The 22,949-nt window shown below is 29.6% G+C and carries 22 protein-coding genes; 18 read left to right on the forward strand and 4 right to left on the reverse strand.

All coding sequences use genetic code 11. The features are described from left to right. Position 1: 1 nt before the first annotated feature. From MK083_01760 to MK083_01775, 4 genes are read left to right on the forward strand one after another with little or no spacing between them, the layout of a single operon-like run. Complete coding sequence (locus MK083_01760) at positions 2 to 760, forward strand: YebC/PmpR family DNA-binding transcriptional regulator (protein MCH2673180.1); 759 nt, start codon at positions 2 to 4, stop codon at positions 758 to 760. A gap of 5 nt (positions 761 to 765) precedes the next feature. Continuing rightward, the gene (locus tag MK083_01765; protein ID MCH2673181.1) at positions 766 to 1,638 is read left to right on the forward strand and encodes an ABC transporter ATP-binding protein; all 873 of its coding nucleotides are present in this window, start codon (positions 766 to 768) and stop codon (positions 1,636 to 1,638) included. A gap of 1 nt (position 1,639) precedes the next feature. Beyond that, a complete protein-coding gene (locus tag MK083_01770) occupies positions 1,640 to 2,422 on the forward strand; it encodes an ABC transporter permease (GenBank protein ID MCH2673182.1) in 783 nt (260 codons plus the stop codon). A 45-nt stretch (positions 2,423 to 2,467) separates the two neighbouring features. Next, on the forward strand, positions 2,468 to 3,430 hold the full coding sequence (locus MK083_01775) for a winged helix-turn-helix domain-containing protein (protein ID MCH2673183.1): 963 nt from the start codon (positions 2,468 to 2,470) through the stop codon (positions 3,428 to 3,430). Here the strand turns inward: MK083_01775 and MK083_01780 are convergent. Then, on the reverse strand, positions 3,422 to 4,588 hold the full coding sequence (locus tag MK083_01780; GenBank protein ID MCH2673184.1) for a pyridoxal phosphate-dependent aminotransferase: 1,167 nt from the start codon (positions 4,586 to 4,588) through the stop codon (positions 3,422 to 3,424). The two genes, MK083_01775 and MK083_01780, sit on opposite strands and share 9 nt — an antisense overlap. 101 nt (positions 4,589 to 4,689) lie before the next feature. Here MK083_01780 and MK083_01785 point away from each other — a divergent pair, with 101 nt between their 5' ends. From MK083_01785 to MK083_01805, 5 genes are read left to right on the forward strand one after another with little or no spacing between them, the layout of a single operon-like run. Then, positions 4,690 to 5,466, forward strand: a complete 777-nt coding sequence (locus MK083_01785) for a class I SAM-dependent methyltransferase (protein MCH2673185.1) — start codon at positions 4,690 to 4,692, stop codon at positions 5,464 to 5,466. Position 5,467: 1 nt separating this feature from the next. Then, positions 5,468 to 7,450, forward strand: a complete 1,983-nt coding sequence (gene uvrB, locus MK083_01790) for an excinuclease ABC subunit UvrB (GenBank protein ID MCH2673186.1) — start codon at positions 5,468 to 5,470, stop codon at positions 7,448 to 7,450. Between the two features lie 17 nt (positions 7,451 to 7,467). After that, positions 7,468 to 7,761 (forward strand): NIPSNAP family protein, encoded by a 294-nt coding sequence (locus MK083_01795; GenBank protein ID MCH2673187.1) that lies wholly within the window; start codon positions 7,468 to 7,470, stop codon positions 7,759 to 7,761. Positions 7,762 to 7,799: 38 nt separating this feature from the next. Continuing rightward, positions 7,800 to 8,105, forward strand: a complete 306-nt coding sequence (locus MK083_01800) for an iron-sulfur cluster assembly protein (GenBank protein ID MCH2673188.1) — start codon at positions 7,800 to 7,802, stop codon at positions 8,103 to 8,105. Beyond that, positions 8,106 to 8,918: an Mrp/NBP35 family ATP-binding protein gene (locus MK083_01805; protein ID MCH2673189.1), complete on the forward strand. Its 813-nt coding sequence runs from the start codon at positions 8,106 to 8,108 to the stop codon at positions 8,916 to 8,918. Between the two features lie 4 nt (positions 8,919 to 8,922). Here MK083_01805 and MK083_01810 read toward each other — a convergent pair whose 3' ends face one another. Genes MK083_01810 through acsA form a run of 3 tightly spaced genes read right to left on the reverse strand, consistent with a single transcriptional unit; the run spans position 8,923 to position 12,717 of the window. Beyond that, entirely contained in the window at positions 8,923 to 9,783 is an 861-nt protein-coding gene (locus MK083_01810) for an NAD(P)-binding domain-containing protein (protein ID MCH2673190.1), read from the reverse strand. Then, positions 9,780 to 10,940, reverse strand: coding sequence for a hypothetical protein (locus MK083_01815; GenBank protein ID MCH2673191.1), 1,161 nt, complete (start codon positions 10,938 to 10,940; stop codon positions 9,780 to 9,782). The genes MK083_01810 and MK083_01815 overlap by 4 nt, the downstream gene beginning before the upstream one ends. Positions 10,941 to 10,959: 19 nt before the next feature. Then, positions 10,960 to 12,717 carry an acetate--CoA ligase gene (gene acsA, locus MK083_01820; protein MCH2673192.1) on the reverse strand — a complete coding sequence of 586 codons (1,758 nt, stop codon included), beginning with the start codon at positions 12,715 to 12,717 and terminating at the stop codon, positions 10,960 to 10,962. Positions 12,718 to 12,829: 112 nt separating this feature from the next. Between acsA and rplI the strand changes: the two genes are divergently transcribed. Genes rplI through MK083_01865 form a run of 9 tightly spaced genes read left to right on the forward strand, consistent with a single transcriptional unit; the run spans position 12,830 to position 22,946 of the window. Continuing rightward, complete coding sequence (gene rplI, locus MK083_01825; GenBank protein MCH2673193.1) at positions 12,830 to 13,450, forward strand: 50S ribosomal protein L9; 621 nt, start codon at positions 12,830 to 12,832, stop codon at positions 13,448 to 13,450. A gap of 18 nt (positions 13,451 to 13,468) precedes the next feature. After that, positions 13,469 to 14,854 carry a replicative DNA helicase gene (gene dnaB, locus MK083_01830; protein MCH2673194.1) on the forward strand — a complete coding sequence of 462 codons (1,386 nt, stop codon included), beginning with the start codon at positions 13,469 to 13,471 and terminating at the stop codon, positions 14,852 to 14,854. 2 nt (positions 14,855 to 14,856) lie between these two features. After that, on the forward strand, positions 14,857 to 16,212 hold the full coding sequence (locus MK083_01835) for an ATP-binding protein (GenBank protein ID MCH2673195.1): 1,356 nt from the start codon (positions 14,857 to 14,859) through the stop codon (positions 16,210 to 16,212). Further along, the gene (locus MK083_01840) at positions 16,212 to 17,129 is read left to right on the forward strand and encodes an SMP-30/gluconolactonase/LRE family protein (protein MCH2673196.1); all 918 of its coding nucleotides are present in this window, start codon (positions 16,212 to 16,214) and stop codon (positions 17,127 to 17,129) included. The genes MK083_01835 and MK083_01840 overlap by 1 nt, the downstream gene beginning before the upstream one ends. 18 nt (positions 17,130 to 17,147) lie before the next feature. Further along, complete coding sequence (gene tkt / locus MK083_01845) at positions 17,148 to 19,139, forward strand: transketolase (protein MCH2673197.1); 1,992 nt, start codon at positions 17,148 to 17,150, stop codon at positions 19,137 to 19,139. Positions 19,140 to 19,145: 6 nt separating this feature from the next. Then, positions 19,146 to 19,607: an RpiB/LacA/LacB family sugar-phosphate isomerase gene (locus tag MK083_01850; protein MCH2673198.1), complete on the forward strand. Its 462-nt coding sequence runs from the start codon at positions 19,146 to 19,148 to the stop codon at positions 19,605 to 19,607. Then, positions 19,600 to 20,643 carry a transaldolase gene (gene tal, locus MK083_01855; GenBank protein ID MCH2673199.1) on the forward strand — a complete coding sequence of 348 codons (1,044 nt, stop codon included), beginning with the start codon at positions 19,600 to 19,602 and terminating at the stop codon, positions 20,641 to 20,643. Before MK083_01850 ends, tal begins: the two co-directional genes overlap by 8 nt. Continuing rightward, positions 20,644 to 22,089, forward strand: a complete 1,446-nt coding sequence (locus tag MK083_01860) for a hypothetical protein (GenBank protein ID MCH2673200.1) — start codon at positions 20,644 to 20,646, stop codon at positions 22,087 to 22,089. Then, positions 22,086 to 22,946, forward strand: a complete 861-nt coding sequence (locus tag MK083_01865; protein ID MCH2673201.1) for a hypothetical protein — start codon at positions 22,086 to 22,088, stop codon at positions 22,944 to 22,946. Before MK083_01860 ends, MK083_01865 begins: the two co-directional genes overlap by 4 nt. Positions 22,947 to 22,949 lie beyond the last annotated feature (3 nt).

A 22,949-nucleotide genomic window follows, 5' to 3' on the forward strand; every position in this document is an offset into this window, starting at 1 on the left:
AATGTCAGGTCATTCAAAATGGAGTACCATAAAGCATAAAAAGGGTATTTTAGATGCCAAAAAAGGTGTTTTATTTACAAAACTTTCTAGAGAAATTACTGTAGCTGCTAAGTCTGGAGATTCAGATCCTGAATTAAATTTCAGACTCAGATTAGCAATAGACAATGCAAAATCTCAAAATATGCCCAAAGATAATATTGAAAGAGCAATAGCTAAAGGCTCTGGAGGAGGAGCAGCAGGAGATAGTTTTGAAGAAATTACATATGAAGGAATAGGACCAGGAGGTATTGGAATAATAATCCAAACTTTGACTGATAATAAAAACAGATCAGCCGCAACTGTAAGATCAACTATAACTAGAGCAGGTGGTACTTTTGCAACTACTGGAGCTGTCTCATGGAATTTTGAACAAAAGGGTCAGTTAGTATTGAGTATTTCTGAAGGAGATCCAGAACTAATAGCTTTAGAAAGTATAGATCAAGGGGCAGAGGATTTTGATGTTTTTGATAATACTGTTGAAATAACTTGTGCCTTTTCTGATCTTTCAAATATCCAAAAAAATATATCTGAGAATGAATCAGTAATAGTTGAAAAAGCAGAATTAGCTCTAGTTCCAAATACAACTATTTCCTTAGATAAAAATCAATCAAGCCAAACCTTAAAATTACTTGATGATTTAGAAGATTTAGATGATGTTCAAAAAGTTTTTACCAATGCAGAATTTAACGAAGATGCATTAACTACTTATGCAGAAAAATAACATTTATGGATTCTATAAAGGTTAATAATTTATCCAAATCATATGGTGACTATTTAGCAATTGATAATATAAATTTCTCAGTTGAAAAAGGAACCATTCATGGATTATTGGGTGAAAATGGAGCCGGTAAAACTACTACAATGAGATGTTTACTAGGATTAAGTTACTCTGATTCAGGTGAGATGTATATTGAAGGAGATAAAGTAACAAGAAAAAACCATAAAATCAGAAAAAGTATAGCTTATCTTGCTGGTGATTTTAGGCCTTATGAAAATATTAAGCCAATTGAATATTTCAACTATATCTTAAAATTAGAAAATAATAATAACAATAGATTCAGAGAATTATCAGATCTTTTCAAACTGGATTTAAATAAAAAAATTAAAGAATTATCAAAAGGAAATAAGCAAAAGGTTGGTATCATACAAGCTTTTATGAGAAATAGTGAAATTTTGATACTTGATGAACCAACTAGTGGATTAGATCCTAATTACCAAAGAGTTTTTCGAGAGTTGATATTTAGAGAAAAGGAAGAAGGTAAAACTATACTACTTTCTTCACATGACCTACTAGAAATTTCAAATTGTTGTGATTTTGTAACTATCATCAAGGGAGGAAAAGTAATTTCTTCTCAAAGTAAAAACGAATTAGCAAAAAAAACTGTGAAAAAAATATCAATTAAGTTCAATAAAATTCCTGCAGAAGAGCTAATCATGAAAATTCACACAATTACTAACTATGAAATAAGTGATAATGAGATCACATTTTACATATCTGGTGATATTGATACTTTCTTAAAATTCATATCTAATTTTGAGGTTATTGATTTAGAAACAGAATCCTCAGATCTAAGTCAAACTTTACTGGAGTATTTTTAAATTGAACATATTGCTAAATACACTATCAAGAAACAAAAAGAAAATTATTTTCTTTAGCTTAGCATCAATTTTTTATACCTTTTTTTTACTTTATGTATGGACTTTGATGGAAGATACTTTTTCACAAGTTCTTGATTTATTTCCAGAGCCAATAAAAAAAATTGCTGGTTTTGGAGATGATTTATCTACAGCAGGATTTCTAAATGGTGAATTTATGCACTTGATCGGTCCGTTAATAATGGGGGCATTTGGGATAACTATTGGATCAACTATCCTAGCTTCAGAAGAGGAGAATAAAACTATAGACCAGTTTTTATCTTTATCAATATCAAGAACTAGATATTATACAGAAAAATATATCTCACTCATAATTTTAGTTTTTATATTATCTTTAGTTTTTTCTTTAACACTACTACTATCTAATATTTTATTCGATATTAATTTAAGTCTGCATAATATTGTGTACTCTGGTTTATGTCTATTTATCTATGGAATCACAACTGGATCAATAAGTTATTTTAGTGGAGCATTTTTTGCTAAAGTCTCAATCTCTGTAGGAATTGGAGGTGGAGTTGCATTAATTGGATATGTCTTTGATTCAGTTTATAAAACTGTAAGTTCTTTGAGTTACTTGAAATACTTTTCTTTACATTATTACTACAACGATAATGGAGTAATAATGAATGGTTTTGACATACTTCATTTATTTCTAATGTTACTCATAACAACTTTCTGTTACTTATTTGGTTTATTAATTTTCAATAAAAGAGACATTAAGTCATAGTAGAAATTTTTTTTTATTATTATTTAGAATAAAAAAAAAAACTAAATGATTTCTCAAGATATTCTTATATATTTAATTGGCAGTTTATTTCTATTATTACTTTTAGTTGTAATTTTGCGATCAAACTTAAAAAATAAAAATCTAATATCTAAGATTAATAAATTAGAAAATAGAAACCTAATTCAAGTACAAAATCAAAGAGTATTAGATTCTATTGATTTGTTATTTGAAAACGAATTTAAACCTAACGAAAATCTATGTAATTCAATTAGAATAGCAACTGAAAGTGAAACAGTAATTCTATCAGTAATGAACCCCCAAAATGGTTCTTTTCAGGCTATAAATTCTTCAAGTTATAAACAAATTGATGTAAGCAATTTTGAGCCTGAATATGATGATAAAAAAACTCTTGCAATAGTTACTGGCATAGAAGGAACATCCAAGGTTTTAGATAATAAAAATAATGAGTGCTTCCCAGAATGGTTTAATGAATTAGAATTTGAACAAATAATATCACTGCCTATTATAAATGGATTTGAAACTTATGGATGTATTTATATATTTCTGAAAAATAGTAATGAAGGGGAACTTTTAGAAAAGAAGCTTAAAGATAGTAGTTTATTAATAAAAATATTTCAAAATTCTTTATCAGAAAATAAAGAACAAAATGAAATAATAAAAACAAAAGAAAATAAAAAAAATATAAATAATATAATACCTATATTTTATGACGATAATTTACAAACTATAAGATTTGAAAATAATGAAATTGCTTTGTCTAATTCTGAATACTTAATAATTAGTAAATTATTAAGTAAAAATGGAGACTTATTGCTATACGAAGAGATAGAAAAAATCCTTTGGCCCAATAACAAAGGGATAAACAAAACTGCTATGAGATTACATATTCATAGGTTAAGAGAAAAGACTAATAGCATTACTAGTAATAAAGATTTTATAAAGACCCAAAGAGGTAAAGGTATTTTTATTGATCTGACTTTATTTTAATTCCGTAATCATTCTATTGAGTCGATCTATAGCTTCTCTTAAATTGTCATCTGAATTTGCAAAAGAAATTCTTATATAATTATCACCATAATTCCCAAAAGCCGTTCCAGATAGTAATGCTACTCCATAATTATCTAAAGCAATATCAGCAAAATCTGAACTAGACAAACCGGTTCCAGATATATTTGGAAATGCGTAGAAAGCACCTAGTGGAGTTTTACAATTTATACCATCTATAGAATTTAATCCATCTACAACTATATCTCTTCTAATCTTAAATTTTTCCATCATATTCAAAGTAAAATCTTTTGGACCTTCTAGAGCCGCTATAGCAGCCATCTGACTAAAAACAGAAGTACAAGATACAGAATTAGTCATGAGTTTAGTAATATCATCGATCATAAATTCTGGGAAAATACCATAACCCAATCTCCAACCAGTCATTGCATAGCTCTTAGAAAATCCGTCTAAGATTATAGTTCTTTCTTTCATTCCTTTAAACTTAGTAATTGAGTAATGTTCACCCTGATAGTACATATCTTTATAGATTTCATCTGAAAGAACAATAATATCATTTTCAACTGCTATTTTGGCTATTTGCTCAAGATCTTCAATTTGGGTAACTGAGCCACAAGGATTATTTGGGGTATTAATTATTATCATTTTTGTTTTGTCATTAATAAGTTTTTTCAAATCGTCAATGTTTGCGTTGAAATTTTTACTTTCTTCTAATTTCATTGGAACCGCGGTTCCACCAACATAATTTATCATAGATTCATAGATTGGAAATCCAGGATTTGGATAAATAACTTCATCACCTCTTTCAATTAAGGCTAAAATAGAAAAAAACATTACTGGTTTAGCACCAGGAGTTACTATTACTCTATCTGAAGAAATTTTATAACCATTGACTTCACCTTGATGAACGGCAATGGCTTCTCTCAGCTCTGGTTGACCAGCTGAAGGTCCATAGTGAGTAAAACCTTCATCCAAAGCTTTTTTAGCAGCAGTCACTACATGCTTTGGACTATCAAAATCAGGTTCTCCTATCTCAAGATGAATAACATTTTTACCTTGAGCTTCTAGTTTTTTAGCTTTTGCAAGTGTTTCAAATGCTGTTTCTGTACCCAATCTTTTTTGTCTGGAGGATAATTTCATAATTTAAAAAAGTTACTCTAAGTTTTATTGAATACTATAATTTAGTTCATTAATTATAAAATCATATTTAATATGAAAGTAAATAGTAATTTTGTAAATAAATGAAAGAATATAAAACCAACTATAAAAATTGGATAATATGGTATGACCTATTTTACGAAATAATAAAACCAGATGATCTGCTTTTTTATCAGTCATATATTACTAACAAAACAAAAGATGTTTTAGAAATGGGAATTGGTACTGGTAGAGTATTCCAAAAATTTATTAACAAAAAAATCAATTGGACAGGAATTGATGATTCTGAAGAGATGATAAATTTATGTAAAGAAAAAATAGAACCTGAACAACCCTTAATAGGAAAGCTAAAGCTCATTAATGATGATATGACAAAATTGGATATTAAAGAAAATAAAAAATCAATTTATAACTCTAAGTTTGATTTAGTTATATATCCATCTAATTCTATAATGAGTGTAGGAAATATAACTCTTCAAAAAGATGCACTTTGTTCAGGAATAAAGCATCTAAAGGATGATGGTTTAATAATATTTGATTTGCATAATCCAAATAATTATCAAATTAATAAAGATTTTAAGCTAATTGCATCATCAGAAATTAAAAAATTATCATATGAAATATTTGGAAGAAGCGAGATAGATTTATCGATCAATCTCCATAAAAATTTCCAAAAAATATTTATTGATTCAAAGGAAATAGTTGAATTGATCTCTTATGACCACTTTCTTTATATGGATGAAGTTATAAATCTTTGCCTAGATTTAGATTTAGAGATAACTGAAATATATGGAGGATATAATAAAGAGAAAGTTTCAGATAATTCTGAAGAATTAATTTACATCTGTAAAAAAAAATAAAATGGAAAAAGAAGTCCCTTTCAAAATAATTTCTCCTTTCAAACATACAGGTGATCAACCAAATGCAATAAAAAAAATAGTTCAAGGAATAGATGATGGACTAAGATTCCAAACCTTACTAGGAGTAACTGGTTCTGGTAAAACTTTTACTATGGCAGGAATAATAGAGGAGACACAAAAACCTACATTAGTAATAGCTCATAATAAAACTTTAGCTGCTCAGCTAGCTAGTGAGTTACAGGAATTTTTCCCAAATAACTCAGTGCAATATTTTGTCTCATATTATGATTATTATCAGCCTGAAGCATATATACCAAGAACAGATACCTATATAGAAAAAGAATCAGATATAAATGATGAGATTGACAGGTTAAGACATGCATCTACGAGATCAATTCTTACAAGAAATGATACTATTATAGTTGCTTCTGTTTCATGCATATATGGCTTAGGATCACCACACGAATATAAGGCTATTTCTCAAGAAATAAAAATTGGTGACTCAATTAATTCCTCTGATTTGTCAAGAAAGTTAATATCTATGTATTTCAATAGAGACGATTATGAAAATCATAGAGGCTCATTCTCAATAAAAGGAGATATTATAGAGATAATTCCTTCATATGAAGAATTTTCTATAAAGATAGAATTTTTTGGAGATATTGTTGATAAAATTTCTGAAGTTGATATTTTGACAAAGAATAAGATAAGAGAACTAAATGAAGTTTCAATATATCCAAGCAAGCATTTTGTAACGCCCGAAGAAAGTCTATCTGATGCTCTTAATGATATAGAAGAAGAACTAGAAAAAAGAATAATATATTTTGAAAAAAATAGTAAATTATTAGAAGCCCAAAGAATAAAAGAAAGGACTAACTATGATTTAGAAATGTTAAGAGAAACAGGTTCTTGTCCCGGAGTTGAAAATTATTCCTTACATCTTGGTAGAAGAGAAATTGGAAGTCCACCTTGGACACTATTAGATTATTTTAATGAAGACTACCTTATATTTATTGATGAATCTCACATAACTGTTCCTCAAATTAACGGTATGTATAAAGGAGATCAGTCAAGAAAACAAACTCTAGTTGAGCATGGATTTAGACTTCCTTCAGCAAAAGATAATAGACCGCTATCTTTTGAAGAATTTGAGAATAGAATACCACAAACTATTTTTGTATCAGCTACGCCTGGTAAGTATGAAGAGCAAAATCAACAAGATTTTGTTGAACAGATTATTAGGCCAACAGGATTATTAGATCCAAAGATTATATTGGAGCCAACTAAGAACCAAGTAGATAATTTAATATCAAGAATTCAGGATAATGTTCAAAATGGACAAAGGACTCTTGTTACTACTCTAACCAAGAAGATGTCAGAAGAATTGTCAGAATATATGCGTGAATTAGGAATTAAGGTTCATTATCTTCATTCTGAAATAGATACAATCGAAAGAATAGAAATCTTAAGAGATTTACGACTAGGAACTTATGATGTTGTGGTAGGGATAAATCTTCTTAGAGAGGGCCTAGATCTTCCTGAAGTCTCTCTAGTTGCAATTCTTGATGCTGACAAAGAAGGTTACCTGCGCTCTTCAACTTCACTGATTCAGACTATAGGAAGAGCAGCAAGGCATGAAGAAGGAAGAGTTGTAATGTATGCAGACAACATAACAAAATCAATGCACAAAGCCATTGATGAAACAAATAGAAGAAGAAAAATTCAGGAAGAACATAATAATAAAAATAATATAGTACCAACTACAATAATTAAAGAAGTAAGAGATATAACAGAAAAGCTTAAGGAAAGTAATTCATATGAAGAAAAAGAACAATATAAAATTGAAAATATTTCTGATAAAAATATCCATAAATTAATAAAAGATTTAGAAAAAGAGATGAAAAATTCAGCGAAAGTATTAGAATTTGAAAAAGCTGCTTTGATTCGAGATCAAATTTCAGAATTAAGAAAAAACTTGAAATAAATATTAAAGAGGTAAAAATGTATGCACACTTAAGAATTTACACAATAAACAAAGGTATGATGCAAGATTGGTTGAATGTATTCAATGATAAAATTATCCCTCTACTTGAAGACTCAGGTATTAAGGTTGAATCAAGTTGGACAAATGAAGAAAAATCTCAATTTATTTGGATCAGATCCTATGGGAAAACTTTAAGTGATATTGAGGAAAAAGAAAAAAAGTTTTATGGTTCTGATTGGTGGGTTAAAAATGTAGATTTTGTAAGAAGTCACCTTGCTCATAGAGATATATTAACTATAGAATCTATATAATATATAATAATAATTACAAACAAAAAAAACTCAAAACTATGGAAACATTAACAAAAGATTCAATAATTGATGCGCTAAAAGATGTATATGATCCAGAAATACCAGTCAACGTAGTAGATTTAGGTCTAATTTACAATGTTGAAGTTGAAGACAATGAAGTTCATGTAGAGATGACATTAACCGCTCAAGGTTGCGGTATGGGCCCTTATATTGCTCAACAAGCTGAATGGAGAATAGCTGAAATTGAAGAGGTTGAAGATGTAGTAGTTGATCTAGTATTTGAACCTCAATGGTCACCTGAGCTTATAACAGAGGATGGTAAAAGACTTTTGGGTATAGACTAAATGGCAGAGCCTAGAAAGTTAACTCCTGCAGAAGAAGCAAGACTTGCACAAGTCAGGGATCAATTTAAGCAGAAACAGGCTATAAGTAACTCTCTAAACTCTATTAAGCACAGAATTGGTGTTTACTCTGGTAAGGGCGGAGTTGGCAAGACTACTGTAACCACTAATCTAGCATTAACTCTTGCAAAAAATGGACGTAAAGTTGCAATACTTGACTGCGATATTGATTGTCCAAATGTAACTCGAGTCCTAAGAATTTCAGAAAGACCAAGTTCTGATAGTGAAGGCAAAATGATACCTCCCCAAAAACATGGTGTTTCTGTAATGTCAATGGGATTCTTTCAAGAAAATGAAGATGAAGCAATTATTTGGAGAGGACCAATGATTCATAATGCCATAAATCAATTTATCTCAAAAACAAATTGGGGAGATATTGACTACCTGATTTGTGATTTACCTCCAGGAACATCAGATGCACCTCTTACTGTTATGCAGACTTTGAATTTAGATGGGTTTATTGTTGTTTCAACACCTCAAGAATTGGCAGCTCTTGACGCTAAAAGATCTATAAATATGATCAAAAAACTCAATTTAAAAGTATTTGGTGTAGTTGAAAATATGACAGGTGGCATTTTTGGTAAAGGAGCCGCTTCTGAAATGGCTGAAGAATTACAACTTCCTGTACTTAGTGAAATATCTTTACTCAGTGAATATTCTGATAGTTTTGAACCAGTAGTTTATGTAAACGAAACATCTGAAAAAGAATTCCTAAAACTTATGAATAATTTAGATAAAATCACTTCAGATTTATAAAATTTCAATATAAGTTCTCAAAAAATTCTTTAACATCTAGATTAATATCCTTTGGTTGAATCCTTTTTTCTCCCAATTTTGATCTTGAAACTCTTTTGTATATCTCCTTTGATCCTTTATGAAAACTTCCTGTAATGTCATAATCTTGGTATGTATTAGAAATTTCTTCCATTTCTCCAATCCATCTATGAGCCTTACTAGGTATACCTTTAAGCTTTTTCAAGTCCTCATATACTCTTGGCTGAGAGTATTTTAACTCGCTTATCAATAAATCAAAATTATTAGTTTTTATTGCCAGAGTTACTGCAGCGATTAATAAAGAAGAATAACCTTTAGTTATAGATGCATAAGCCATTTTTATTGCTGATGCTTCTCCTATTTCACCTCCCATATTAATAACTTGCATTCCCATATTGTTTAGTTCCATAAATTTTTTGGAATATGGACCTGAAACATATATTCTAGGAAATTTATTCCCCGCAGGAGGGCCTCCAACAATACCTCCATCAATAAAATTAATATTAGTATCTGATAGATTTTTTTCCATAAGATTAACTGTTTTAGGAGATATAGCATTTAGATCTGCAAAATAAATTTTTTTATTAAGCTCAGATGATTCTTTCTTAACAAGATCTGATAATTTTTTTGCATCACTTGGTACCAAGATTGAAATAATTATATCTGTTTCTTTTATTGATTGTTTAATATTTTTTGAATCAATAATTCCATTTTCTTTTGCTCTCTGTCTTGTTTTATCTGACCTTCCTTCTAAAGGAGATATTACTTTTATACCATTTGAAATAATATATTTCGCAATTGGAGATCCCATTTCACCAGGACTAATGAGTGTAACATTCTTTATCAAATTTTCACCACTTCTAGTTCTTTCTTTATTACTTCTGCAACTATTTCAGATTGTTCTTGATTCATACCAAATACGTGAATAATTATTGATTTTTCACCATCAGGAACTCTAGTCCAAACTTGCGGATTAGAATTCTTTAGTATCTCAACAAATTTTTCGTTATTTGTATTAAAAAATTTTTCATCTATATCTAGAGATAAACCAAAAGGCTGGTGCCCAATAATATTATCTATAAGATTAACTTCTACACCTTCAATTTTTCTTAAGCTATTTATGATATGTAAACTCTTTTTTTCAGCAGATGAAAGCCTTTCTTCATGATTCATAGACATCCATCTTCTTACTGCATAGAGGACTCCAATTACTTCTTGTCTATCTATTTTATGAGGTCGCCCTATTCCTCTAATCCTTCTACTTTCGTATCCTACAAAAGAGTGCCTTGAAATGGAATCTATTACATCTTTTGTACCTAACGCTATTCCAGTTGAATGGGGTGCACCCATATATTTCGCAGCAATACATTGGAAATCAGCACCCATTTTCACATATTTACCAAAATTTTCAAGGGGGTATATTTGTCCTGCAGCATCGACAGAAACAGGTTTATTTTTAGAGTGTGCAATTTCTATGACTTCTTCTAATGAAAGAATATTAGGATCTTTTTTATCTTGTTCGTAAACAGGATAATGAACACAAGCTGTATCATCACTAATTGCTTTTATAAGTTGATCAGCATCAGTTCCACTATCATCTCCAACTTCTAGTAGTTTACCTCCTGATAATTCCATACATCTGTCATACCAATATCTTTGTCTTTTCTGTATAAGAATTTTATTTGGCATTCCTGTAGTATCTGGAAGCTGTTGGATTTTTTCATCATCTTTTCCTGCTATAAATGCCGCAGCTGCCAATGTTAATGCGGATCCAGCACCCGAAGTTATATATGCAGCTGGAACATCTAAAATCTTAGCTATTTCATCTCCAACTTTTTGTTCCAATAAATTCATAGGTATATAAACATCATTAGCTAGATCCATACCTTTTTGAACTTCTTTAGCTACAATCGAACCACCTAGAGCAGTAACGCTCCCAGTAGCATTTATTATTGGCTCTAATCCTAAATCTTTATAAATTGCTCCCCACTCAGAATTACTCATATCTACTCCTAATACTTAATTAATCATCTTCTAAAGTTGAAATATCTCCTTCAGGTTCTCCTAACTCTCTTGCTTTTAAGAGACGCCTCATTATTTTACCTGATCTTGTTTTGGGCATAGTTTCTAGAAAATCTATTTCTCTTGGAGCCACCCCTGCTGATAGCTTTTCTCTTGAAAATCTTATTAATTCTTTTCTCAGATCATCTGTTTGATCATAATCCGGATTTAAGGTAACGAAAGCCTTTACGATCTCCATAGCTATAGGATCAGGCTTCCCAATAACTCCAGCTTCAGCAACTGCAGGATGTTCAATTAGTGCACTTTCTACTTCAAAGGGGCCTACTAAGTGACCCGCAGTATTAATTACATCATCTGCCCTACCTTGAAACCAAAAGTAACCATCTTTATCCCTAGAAGCTTGATCACCTGTAATATACCAACCTTTCTTAAATCTTGAATTATACATATCATCTTGTTTCCAATAAGCAAACATTTGAGATGGCCATCCAGGTCTAACTGCTAGGATTCCGCTTCCTTCAGAAAATATTTCATTATATTGATCATCTAAAATCCCCATTTCTACACCTGGGAAAGGCCTTCCCATAGAACCCGGCTTAATATTCATAGAAGCATAATTAGCACACATTATTGCACCTGTTTCAGTTTGCCACCAATTGTCATGAATAGGAAGCTTGTAATTTCTATTTCCCCAAACAACTGCTTCAGGGTTTAGAGGTTCACCTACAGATCCAATAAATTTAAGTGAAGATAAATTATATTTTTTTACTACATCTTCTCCAGATCTCATAAGAAGTCTTATAGCAGTAGGAGCAGTATACCAAACATCTACTTTATATTTTTGAATTATTTCATACCAAGAGGATGCACTAAATCCACCTTCATATATGATTTGTGTAACACCATTTGTCCAAGGTGCTATCATTCCATATGATGTTCCTGTTACCCATCCTGGATCTGCAGTACAAAAATATATATCACCATGACTTAACTCTAATGCCCAATTTCCTGTAAGCATTTGTTGTACAACAGCTTGATGTCTATGCAATACTCCTTTTGGTTTACCTGTTGATCCAGATGTATAATGCATAATAGAAAAGTCATATTGTGAAGTATTAAGCATCTTGAAAGAATCTGATTTAACTTGGCTCATCAAAGAATTATAGTCTTGGTCATTTTCTTTTAATGGATTCTTGAATCTATTATCTTTGTTTACAATAATTATTTCTTTAAGAGTCTTAATGTCCTTAAAAATCGACGAAATCTTTTTTCTTAAATCAGGTGATGTAATTAAATAAGAAGCTCCTGCATCAATCATTCTATCTTTTACAGGATCAGGTCCAAAAGCAGAAAATAGTGGAGCAATTACACCGCCAGCTTTTAAGATTCCCATTGCAGCAAAGTATAGTTCAGGTAATCTATCCATAAAGATAAATACTCTATCACCCTTTTTCATTCCTAAATTTATCATTACTTGACCAAATTTATCAGATTCTTCCTTGAAATCTTTATATGTATATTTTTCTTCTTCACCATTTTTCCCTAACCAAATTAGTGCAAGTTTTTCACCAAATCCATTTTTTACATGTCTATCAACGCATTCATAAGCATTATTTAGACCTCCATCAGGTAGCCAATCTAATTTTGAATATGCATCTTTATACCAATCAAATTCATTACATTGTTTTTCATAGTCTAATAAGTTGGGTTTATTTGAATCTGAATAATTAGTATCCTTAGTAATTTCATCAAATTGCATTCTTTGCTCCATCTTTCTTTGTTATGATTATAGATACTAGCAATAAAAACTTTATGATTCTACAAATAAGAATTGTAGGATCAAATATTTCACAGGAGAATTGTATAAAGCGATGAATATTTTATTTCTCAAAGATCTTTTACCTACTGCAAGAGCAGGAGATGTAAAAAATGTAAAACCAGGTTTTGCAAGGAATTATCTAATTCCGCAGGGAGTCGCTGTACTCGCTACAGAAGAAGCATTGCAAAGAGCTTCTAAATTGAGAGCAGAAGCTGAAGAAAGAAGAATTCAAGAAACTAAAGATTGGCAAGTAGTTGCCGACGGGCTTACAGGTACTGAACTTGACATAGATGTCAGAACTGGACCAACAGGAAGGCTTTATGGTTCTATAACTCCTACAATAATTGCAGATTCTTTAGAAGAAAAAATTGGAAAAGAAATGAACAAAAGATTTTTCAATATTCTTGAGCCAATTAGAATTATTGGAAAATATAATATAGTAGTGAAATTTGTAGAAGAAGTAACTTTTAATCTGACCCTAAATGTTGTACCTGATGAAGTCTCTCAAAAGGTAATTAGTGAACATCAAGAAGAACAAGAAAAGTTAAAAAAACTAGAAGACAAAGAAAAGAAATCAGAAGATAATTCTGAAGAAGAATTAAATAAAGAAGAAAATGACCAAAAAAGCTCTTCTGAAATAACCGAAAAAGAAGATAATAATTCCAATAATTAAATTAATTTTGGATGATTAATGGTTTTATCAGATAAACTTTTTCCTCATGACATATCAGCAGAAGAGTCAGTTATTGGCTCACTTCTATTGGATGGATTAGCATTCACTAAAATTGCATCATTTTTAGAGCCAGAACATTTTTATCTTGAACCAAATAAAATAATCTTTGAAATTGCTAGAGATTTGTTTAATAGACAAGAACCAATCAATCAGATAAGTATTGCCCATGAACTAGAAACTCAAGAAAAATTAGAAGATGTAGGAGGTAGAACATATCTAGCAAAAGTTGTTGATGTTGTTCCAACCTCAATACACATAAAACATTATGCTAACTTAGTTCGAAGAACTGCAACAATGAGAACACTAATTAACGCTGCTGAAAATATCTCAGAAATTGGTTTTGATAATGATCCCGATATTGAGAATGCCCTATCCAAAGCAGAGGATATTATTTATAGCATCAGAAATGATCAACCCAGTAGAGATTTTGTTCCATTAAGAGAAACCTTAACTCCATATCTAGAATCATCTTCCTCAGATCTTAATGATGGTGAAAATAGGCCAATTAGTTCAGGATTTAAGTTATTAGATGACCTTTTAGGAGGATTACAAAGATCAGATATGCTGGTCTTAGCTGCAAGGCCTTCTGTAGGAAAGTCAATGTTTGCATTAAATTTAGCTATTAATGCAGCAATGAATGATCAAAAGGTAGCAATTTACTCTTTAGAAATGGGAAGAGAACAAATTGCAACAAGAATGCTAGCTACTCAAGCAAGAGTAAATATGCATTCACTAAGAATGATGAGATTAAGCTCTTCTCAAGAAAATAGATTAGTAGATGCTATTGGTAGATTATCAGATTTGTCTATATTTATAGATGATTCTCCAGTCCAAGGAGTAGCAGAAATGAGAGGTAAGGCTCGTAGATTGCAACTAGAGTACGGTCTTGATTTTATTATCGTTGATTATATGCAACTAATAAGTAACAATAAAGGAAGTAGAGAAACTAACAGAGCCCAAGAAGTTTCAGAAATTTCAAGACAAATCAAGGCAATGGCAAGAGATCTAAAAGTTCCAGTTATTGCAATTTCACAACTTTCTAGGGCAATTGAACATCGTCAATCTCATAGACCTCTACTATCTGATTTGAGAGAGTCAGGATCTATAGAACAAGATGCCGATGTTGTAATGTTTATACATAGAGAAGAGAAATTCACAACTAAGGAAGATTGGATAAAAAATAATCCTGGAGTTCCTTATCCTGAAGGTCAAGCAGAAATAATTGTTGCAAAACATAGAAATGGACCTACTGATACCATCCCTCTTGGTGTTGATGATTCAATTGGTAGATTTGTAACAATAGATTCTGTTAAAAATAATCAATTATCAACTCAAGAGAACTAATTTTGGAAAGCCTAAAAGAGATATTAAATAAAAGAAAACAACAGGGATTTTTTTCTGTAGATTCAATAAATGATCCATACTTAGATGACTGTAAACCCTGCAATCAGGCAAGGTGGATTATTGTAAATAATGAAACAGTTCCATGCAATTTGTGCGATAAATCTTTTGAAGATGATATAGATATCAAGATTAGAATTAAGTATGCTGGTCTAGATCAGTTGATGGAATATAAATTAATTAATTTTAAAGTTGACGGCTCAGTTGGAAAATCTGAACCATCAAAATTAAGAAATTACTTAAATTTAGCTAAAGATTACTCTAAAAACCCTATGGGATGGTTAGTAATTAATGGTCCCACAGGTACTGGTAAAACTCATTTAGCAGCTGGAATTGCTATTAATTGTGTAGAAAATTCATCACCAGTAATTTATAAATCTATACAAGAGATTGTAGATATAATTACAAATACAAATCCCGAAGATGAATCTTTCAAAGATCTTATAAATTTTCCATTTTTAGTGATAGATGATTTTGGTAATCAAAGATATTCAGACTGGATTGAGGAAAAAATAGACCATCTTTTTACTCACAGATATACAAGAAAACTTCCAACAGTAATTGCTTTAAGTTCAAATATTCTAGACTTAGATGATAGATCACAAATGAGATTCACTGACCCTAAACTAGTCCAAAGTATAAATCTTGAATATAAAAAAAATAATATTCTTACTAATGGGATTCCAAAAGTATTTGAAAAAGCTAAACTTACGAAAGAATTAAGAAAACCAATCAAGAATTCTAGTCAATCAGATAAAGTAACGTATGATTCTATTGAAATGGCATTATTTAAGTCTAAAGAATATATAAATAGCAAAGATCCTGGTTGGTTATATATTCATGGGGAAACAGGGTCTGGAAAAAGCTATTTGAGTGCAGCTATTGCAAATTACTTAGAAAAAAAAGGTAAAGAAGTTTTTTTTATAAGCTCTGCTGAGCTAATAGATAAAGTTAGAGAACAATTTGGTAATAATCAAGGAAAAGGGATAGAATTTGAAAAAGCTAAAGTTGTTGATTTTTTATTCTTAGATGATCTATGGGGACATAATAATACAAAATGGTCTGATGAATTAATTTATAATTTATTAGCTTATAGACAAGATAACTTAAAGGCAACTGTCATAAATTCAAGTGTAATTTACGAAAAAATAAAAAAATATGAAATAAAAAAGAATCAACTATCATCTGATAGTATTTTTACTGAAAAAATATGCTCAAGAATTTCAAATAAAAATATTGTAGAGCAGATTTCCTTAATTTCTTCTGACATTAGAAAAAAGAATCTCTCTAAAAAAGTCTAATGGTAAAAATAGTTAGAAATGAAAATGATCTCAAAATCGGTATTGAGATAATAGATGAAAAATCTAAAGAATTATTCAATCATGATTCAAAAATTAAAAAAATTTTTGAAGGTTGTCTTTGGGCAGAAGGACCTGTTTATTTAGAAGATAAGAATTTAATAGTTTGGTCAGATATACCATTCAACAGGATGCTTTATTATGACATCTCAAAAGGAAATACCGGAGTTTATATAAATAATTCAGAATATTCTAATGGAAACAGTATTGATTTAGATGGTAATCATATCACAGCTGAACATGGAGGAAGAGCTATTAGTAAAAGAGATAAGAATGGAAATAGAACAGTAATTGCAGATAATTTTGATGGGAAAAAATTAAACTCACCCAATGACCTAGTATGTAAATCAGATGGTTCTATTTGGTTTACTGATCCTCAGTATGGTATAAAAAGTAACTATGAAGGATATAAAAGTGAATCTGAACTAGGTTTCAATGGTGTATATAAAATTGATAAACAAAATAATGTTATTTTGTTAACTAAAGAAATTGATGGCCCGAATGGTATAGCTTTTTCGCCTGATGAAAAAATCTTGTATGTAACAGACACAGAAACTACCGGAAATATTTTTTCATTTAAGGTTGATAACGAAAATATTTATGAAAAAAAAGTGTTTGCTAAACCAAGACCTGGTAAACCAGATGGAATTAAGATTGATGAACTTGGTAATGTCTTTTCCTCTGCTTGGGATGGAGTTCAAATTTTTTCTCCTTCAGGTGATTTGATTGCAAAAATTCTTCTACCCGAGCAAAGAACTGCGAATTTATGTTTTGGAGGTAAATACTTTAACGAACTTTTTATTACATCTGATAAATCTTTATATACAATAGATATGAATGTCAGAGGAAATAGAAACTAAGGTTTGTGAGGCAAGTTTATGAACATTGAAAAAAAATCTATAAATGCTTTAAGATTTCTTTCTATAGACCAAGTTAATAAAGCATCCTCAGGACATCCTGGAGCTCCTATGGGAGCAGCAAGTATTATATATCTGTTATTTAAGAAGATAATGAACCATAATCCTAATAATCCTTATTTCTTGAATAGAGATAGGTTTATACTATCTATAGGACATGCTTCTGCTCTTCTATACTCTATTCTTCATTTATCAGGTTATAAATTCTCAATAAATGATCTTCAAAATTTTCGCCAATTAAATTCAATTACCCCAGGTCATCCTGAAAGAGACTTAGAATTAGGAATTGAAGTTACTACTGGTCCATTGGGACAAGGATTTGCCAATGGGGTAGGAATGGCTATTTCTGAAAAAATGATGTCAGAAAAATATGATAAACTCATCGATCATCATATTTATGGTATAGTTGGGGATGGTGATCTACAGGAAGGTATTTCTTCAGAATCTGCATCTTTAGCTGGTACATTGGGATTAGGAAAAATAATTTATATTTATGACTCAAACGGAATATCTATTGACGGTAGCAACGAATTAGCATTTACAGAAAACGTTGCAGAAAGATTTAGGTCTTATAACTGGCATGTGATAGAAAATGTTGATGGGAATAGTTTAGATCAACTCGAAGCATCTATTGCTATTTCTAAAGACGAAATAGATAAACCATCTCTCATAATTGCTAATACTATAATAGGCTTTGGTTCTCCAAATAAAGCTGGAACTGAAAATGCTCATGGAGAGCCATTAGGTTCAGAAGAAACAGAACTTACAAAAAATAATTTAGGCTGGAATTATAAAGAATTTGAAGTTCCTAAAGATGTCTACGATCATATGAAAGAAATTTCTTCAAAAGGAGATAATCTAGAAATAAAATGGAATCTAGAACTAAAGAATTATAAAAATACCAATCCAGATAAATATAAAGATCTTTTACAAGTAAAAAATAGTGAATTACCTTTAGATTGGGATAAAGAAATCAATAATCTTATCAAGGAAACAAATGAACCTGAAGCAACTCGCGCCTCTTCAGGCTTAGCTTTAAATGCTATTTCTAATTCATTAGATAATCTAATAGGTGGATCTGCAGATCTAACTGGTTCTACAAATACCCTAATCAAGAACTCGGAAAATTTTTCTAGAAAAGATCCATTAGGAAAGAATATTAAATTTGGAGTCAGAGAACATGGTATGGGCGGAGTAATGAATGGGATTTCTGCATACGGATCACATAGAGTTTTCGGAGGAACTTTTCTAGTCTTTTCAGACTATATGAGAGGATCTGTTAGATTGAGTGCCTTATCTGGATTAAATAGTATTTGGATTTTCACACATGATTCAATTGGCTTAGGAGAAGATGGTCCTACCCATCAACCAATTTCTCAACTAATGAGCTTAAGATCAATACCCAACTTAAATGTTTTTAGACCAGCAGATCGAAGAGAAACAATATTATCTTGGAAATATGCAATTTTAGAAAAAGATAAGCCATCTGCTCTTATTTTTTCAAGACAAGGACTACCAGATATTAGTACATTATCAAATCTAAAAATTGATTCTAATATATTTTCTAAAGGAGCTTATTCTGTTTATAAGAATACTAATGATGAACCTGAAATAATTTTTTTATCTACTGGCTCTGAATTAGCAAATACTATTCAAGCATCAAAAACTTTTGAAAATGATTATTCAATAAGTGTTGTATCAATGCCTTGCTGGGAACTTTTTGACAAACAAGATAAGTCTTATAAAGAAAATTTATTACCTAAAAATACAAAACATATAATTTCTATTGAAGCTGGGATAGGACTTGGTTGGCAAAAATATACTCAAAATAATGATTCAATAATTTCTATAGAAACATTTGGAGCATCTGCACCAGGAAATAAACTAATAGACTACTTTGGATTTTCAACTGATAAAATCATCGAAAGAGTAAAAAAAATAATAAGAAATTAAATAGATATGAAAATTTGTATAAGTGCTGATCATGGTGGTTTTGAATTAAAAAAAATCTTAATAAAACATATTAAATCGTTAGGACTAAACATAGATGATCTTAATGATACAGATTTTGATCCAAAAGACGACTATCCAGATACAACAAAACTAGTAGCAGAATCTATCTCAAATAATAAATATGATAAGGGTATTGTACTTTGTGGATCAGGAGTAGGAGCTTCAGTCGTTGCAAATAAGTTCAAGAATGTTAGAGCAGCAATTTGTCATGATACTTACTCAGCATCCCAAGGAGTTGAACATGATGATATGAATGTAATTTGCTTAGGAGGAAGAATAGTAACTGAATCATTAGCAAAAGAAATAGTAGAAGAATTCATCAAAGCTGAATTTCAAGATGAGGAAAGATTTCAAAGAAGAAAAGATAAAATAAGTGATATAGAAGAAAAGAATTTTAGTAATGAATAGTTTAGATATATTAAAAAATAAAGGACAATCTATTTGGCTGGATTCAATAAGTAAACAGATGATTGATTCAGGTGACTTAAAAAAAATTATTGATGAAGGCGTAACTGGGATAACAAGTAATCCCTCAATATTTGAAAAGGCTATTACATCAACAAATTTCTACGATTTGGAAATAGAAAAAGCTATTATAAAAAATAATGACACAAAAAGTATTTTTGAAAAAATTGCATCTAATGACATACAGAAAGGAGCTGATCTTCTTTTAGAAACCTATGAAAAAACTAATCAAGATGATGGTTATATTTCTTTAGAAGTTGACCCATCCCTTGCCAACAATAAAGATAAAACTATAGATGAAGCCATAAAACTGTGGGAAAAAGTAGATAGACCAAATCTAATGATAAAAATCCCAGGGACGGAAAGTGGAATTAAATCTACTGAAATCCTTCTAGAAATGGGAATAAATGTAAACGTAACACTTCTTTTCTCATTCAAAAGTTACCAAAATACACTTAATGCATTCATTAATTCTAGAAAAAAGAATAATAAGTCTCGTTCAGTAGCTTCTTTTTTTATAAGTAGAATTGATACAGCAGCTGATACAAAAATAAATAATGAATCAATAATATTTCATAAGGTAGCTATAGCTAATGCTTACAATGCTTATGATTATTTTAACAAAAATAGATTTAGAATGGATAATAATTTTCAAAAGTTACTTTGGGCTTCAACAAGTGTAAAGTCTAAAGATCTTAGGGAAGATTATTATTCTTTAAACTTACCTCACGAAAATACTATAAATACCTTACCTCCAGAGACACTTAATTTTTTGTTAAATTCTAAACAATTTGAAAATAATCAAATTGATTATTTCAAAAATAATTACGCAAAAACTCTTACAGAATCTCAAAAATTTTTTAATTTAGAAGATATAACAGATGGACTTCTTATTAATGGTATAGATTTATTTATGAACTCCTATAATTCTTTATTAGAAAAATTAGGAGAAAAAGCTAAAAAGTTTACTAAGACTTAAATGGACTTATCAAAAATAAAAGAATTTATTATTCAGCAAAATCTCATAAACAAAATTCATAATAATCCAAAAGAAATATATCCTCTTGGAAGTTTTAATTCCTATTCAAATGTGCCTCTTGGATGGAATAAAAAGTTAGATATCAATGATTTTAAGGATAAATATACAAAAATAAATAAATTTAAAAAATTTATTTTCATAGGATTAGGTGGATCGATAAACTTAGCCAAAATTGCAGGATTTATCAACCCTGAAAATATTTATACTATTGATAATTTCAATTTAGACAAAATTAAGGTTATCAAAGAAATTATTAACTCTTATAAATGCGCAATATTTATTTGCTCTAAATCTGGAACAACTTTGGAAACAAAAATCTTAAGAGATATATTAACGGATGAAAATAAACATGATCTTTTCTTTATAAGTGACAATTATGAATTAGATCAAGATAAAAAAAGAACACTAATAACTCAAAAAGATATTGGTGGTAGGTTTAGTTTAGCTACTCATTTCGGAATATTACCTTTTGTTTTAGCAGGATTTTCATTAGAAAAAATAATTCAAAATATTAATGATGCTAATGAAAAATTAAAAATCAATAATTCAGATAATTTAGCCATAAAAATTGCATCTATTATGTATAAAAATTATCTATCAGATAAAAAAATTATCTCTATAAATTCAATTCATAAAAATGATTACATTGCTGAATGGTTTGAGCAGTTATTATCTGAATCTCTAGGAAAAGAAGAATCTGGTCTTTTGCCGATACTTAATAATAATAATTTTTCACCTAATATTATTTTTTCTGATAACTCAGATTCATTTGAAATAAACTCTATTAATATTCAAATCAAATATGATGAATCTATTTTTTATAAATTTCAAATATTTTTCTATGTTATTGCTTTACTAGGAGCCTTGTTAAATATTCAACCTTTTGATCAACCAAATGTTGAATTAACAAAAAGATATACTAGAAAATATTTAGAATCAAATAATCCAATAGAAATAAATTTTAAAGATTATTCATCATTTAAGATATTTGAAAATAAAATTAAATTACATAATCAAGACAATCAAATACTATCTATACTATTATTCTCAACAATTGTATCCAAAAAACTTTCACATAAATTAGAAGAATTAAGAAAATTTTGCTTCAATATTGGAGTTGTTCTTTTAATATATTTTGCACCTACATACTTACATTCCACTGGTCAATTATTAAAAGGAAGCTTTAGTAATATTCAAAATTTCATAATTTTTTTACACGGTAACGAGGACCAAAATATACAAAATTCATTGTACACTCTTAATACGTTCGTCAAAAATCAGGCAATTTCTGATTTTATGGCTATGAAAGAATGTAAACGAAAAATTCATTTTATAAAGACAATGGAAAATGAATTTATAGAGAAAATAACAAATATTATAGAATGATAGATTTTAATAACAATTATTTTATTGCTTTAGATAATAGAACAAATGCTCTATCTTGTAATCTAGAATTATCGAGACCTAAATCCGCATTTGAAAAACTTCAAGCAAATAAAGCTGCTCATCTAATTCTAGGAGCCTTAAAAAAAAGTAAAAATCTAGAAAATTACTATATATGGGGAGAGCCAAACCTTTGTGAAAGTATATTATTTGAGGCTAAAAATAATAACATAAAGACCGCAATAGCAATTGAACATATTAATAGAGGCGGTATCGCAATCCCAAGCACCAAGGACATAATAGAAATTATTAGTATTTTTGATCCTGAGCTTCTCAGTGTAAAAATTTATTTTGAAAATAAAAGAAGTAAATTAGCAGAAGAACTAGCCGTAGAAAGACTCCTAAATCTGATTGAGGTATGTGGAACTTACAAAAAAGGACTAATAATTGATGTTGATTATAAACACAATTTAGAAAAAAATAAAAATCATTCTAATAAAGAAGATATATTACATGGGATAGAAAAACTAATAAATAAAAATATAAAGCCAAGATACTGGGGAATTAGAAATACTGGTGATAAAACTTTTGATCAAACACTAATAGGATTAATGAATCTAGAAAATGAAGAATCTAATAAGTGTATTTTAGAATTCCCACATAAGGAAAAAACACCTGATGTTTACACCGAATCTGATATTAAAAACTATGTTCTAAATTCTGATATTTTTATTGACCATTTGATTGCATGGAGTACTAAACAATCAAATGATGAAAATACAATTTCAGATATAACAGATAAAATTGAAAAATTTGAAAATACAATACAAAAACAAATTCTTACAAAAATAACATCATAAGTT

The organism is Dehalococcoidia bacterium (assembly GCA_022451965.1).
GTDB lineage: Bacteria > Chloroflexota > Dehalococcoidia > Lucifugimonadales > Lucifugimonadaceae > TMED-70.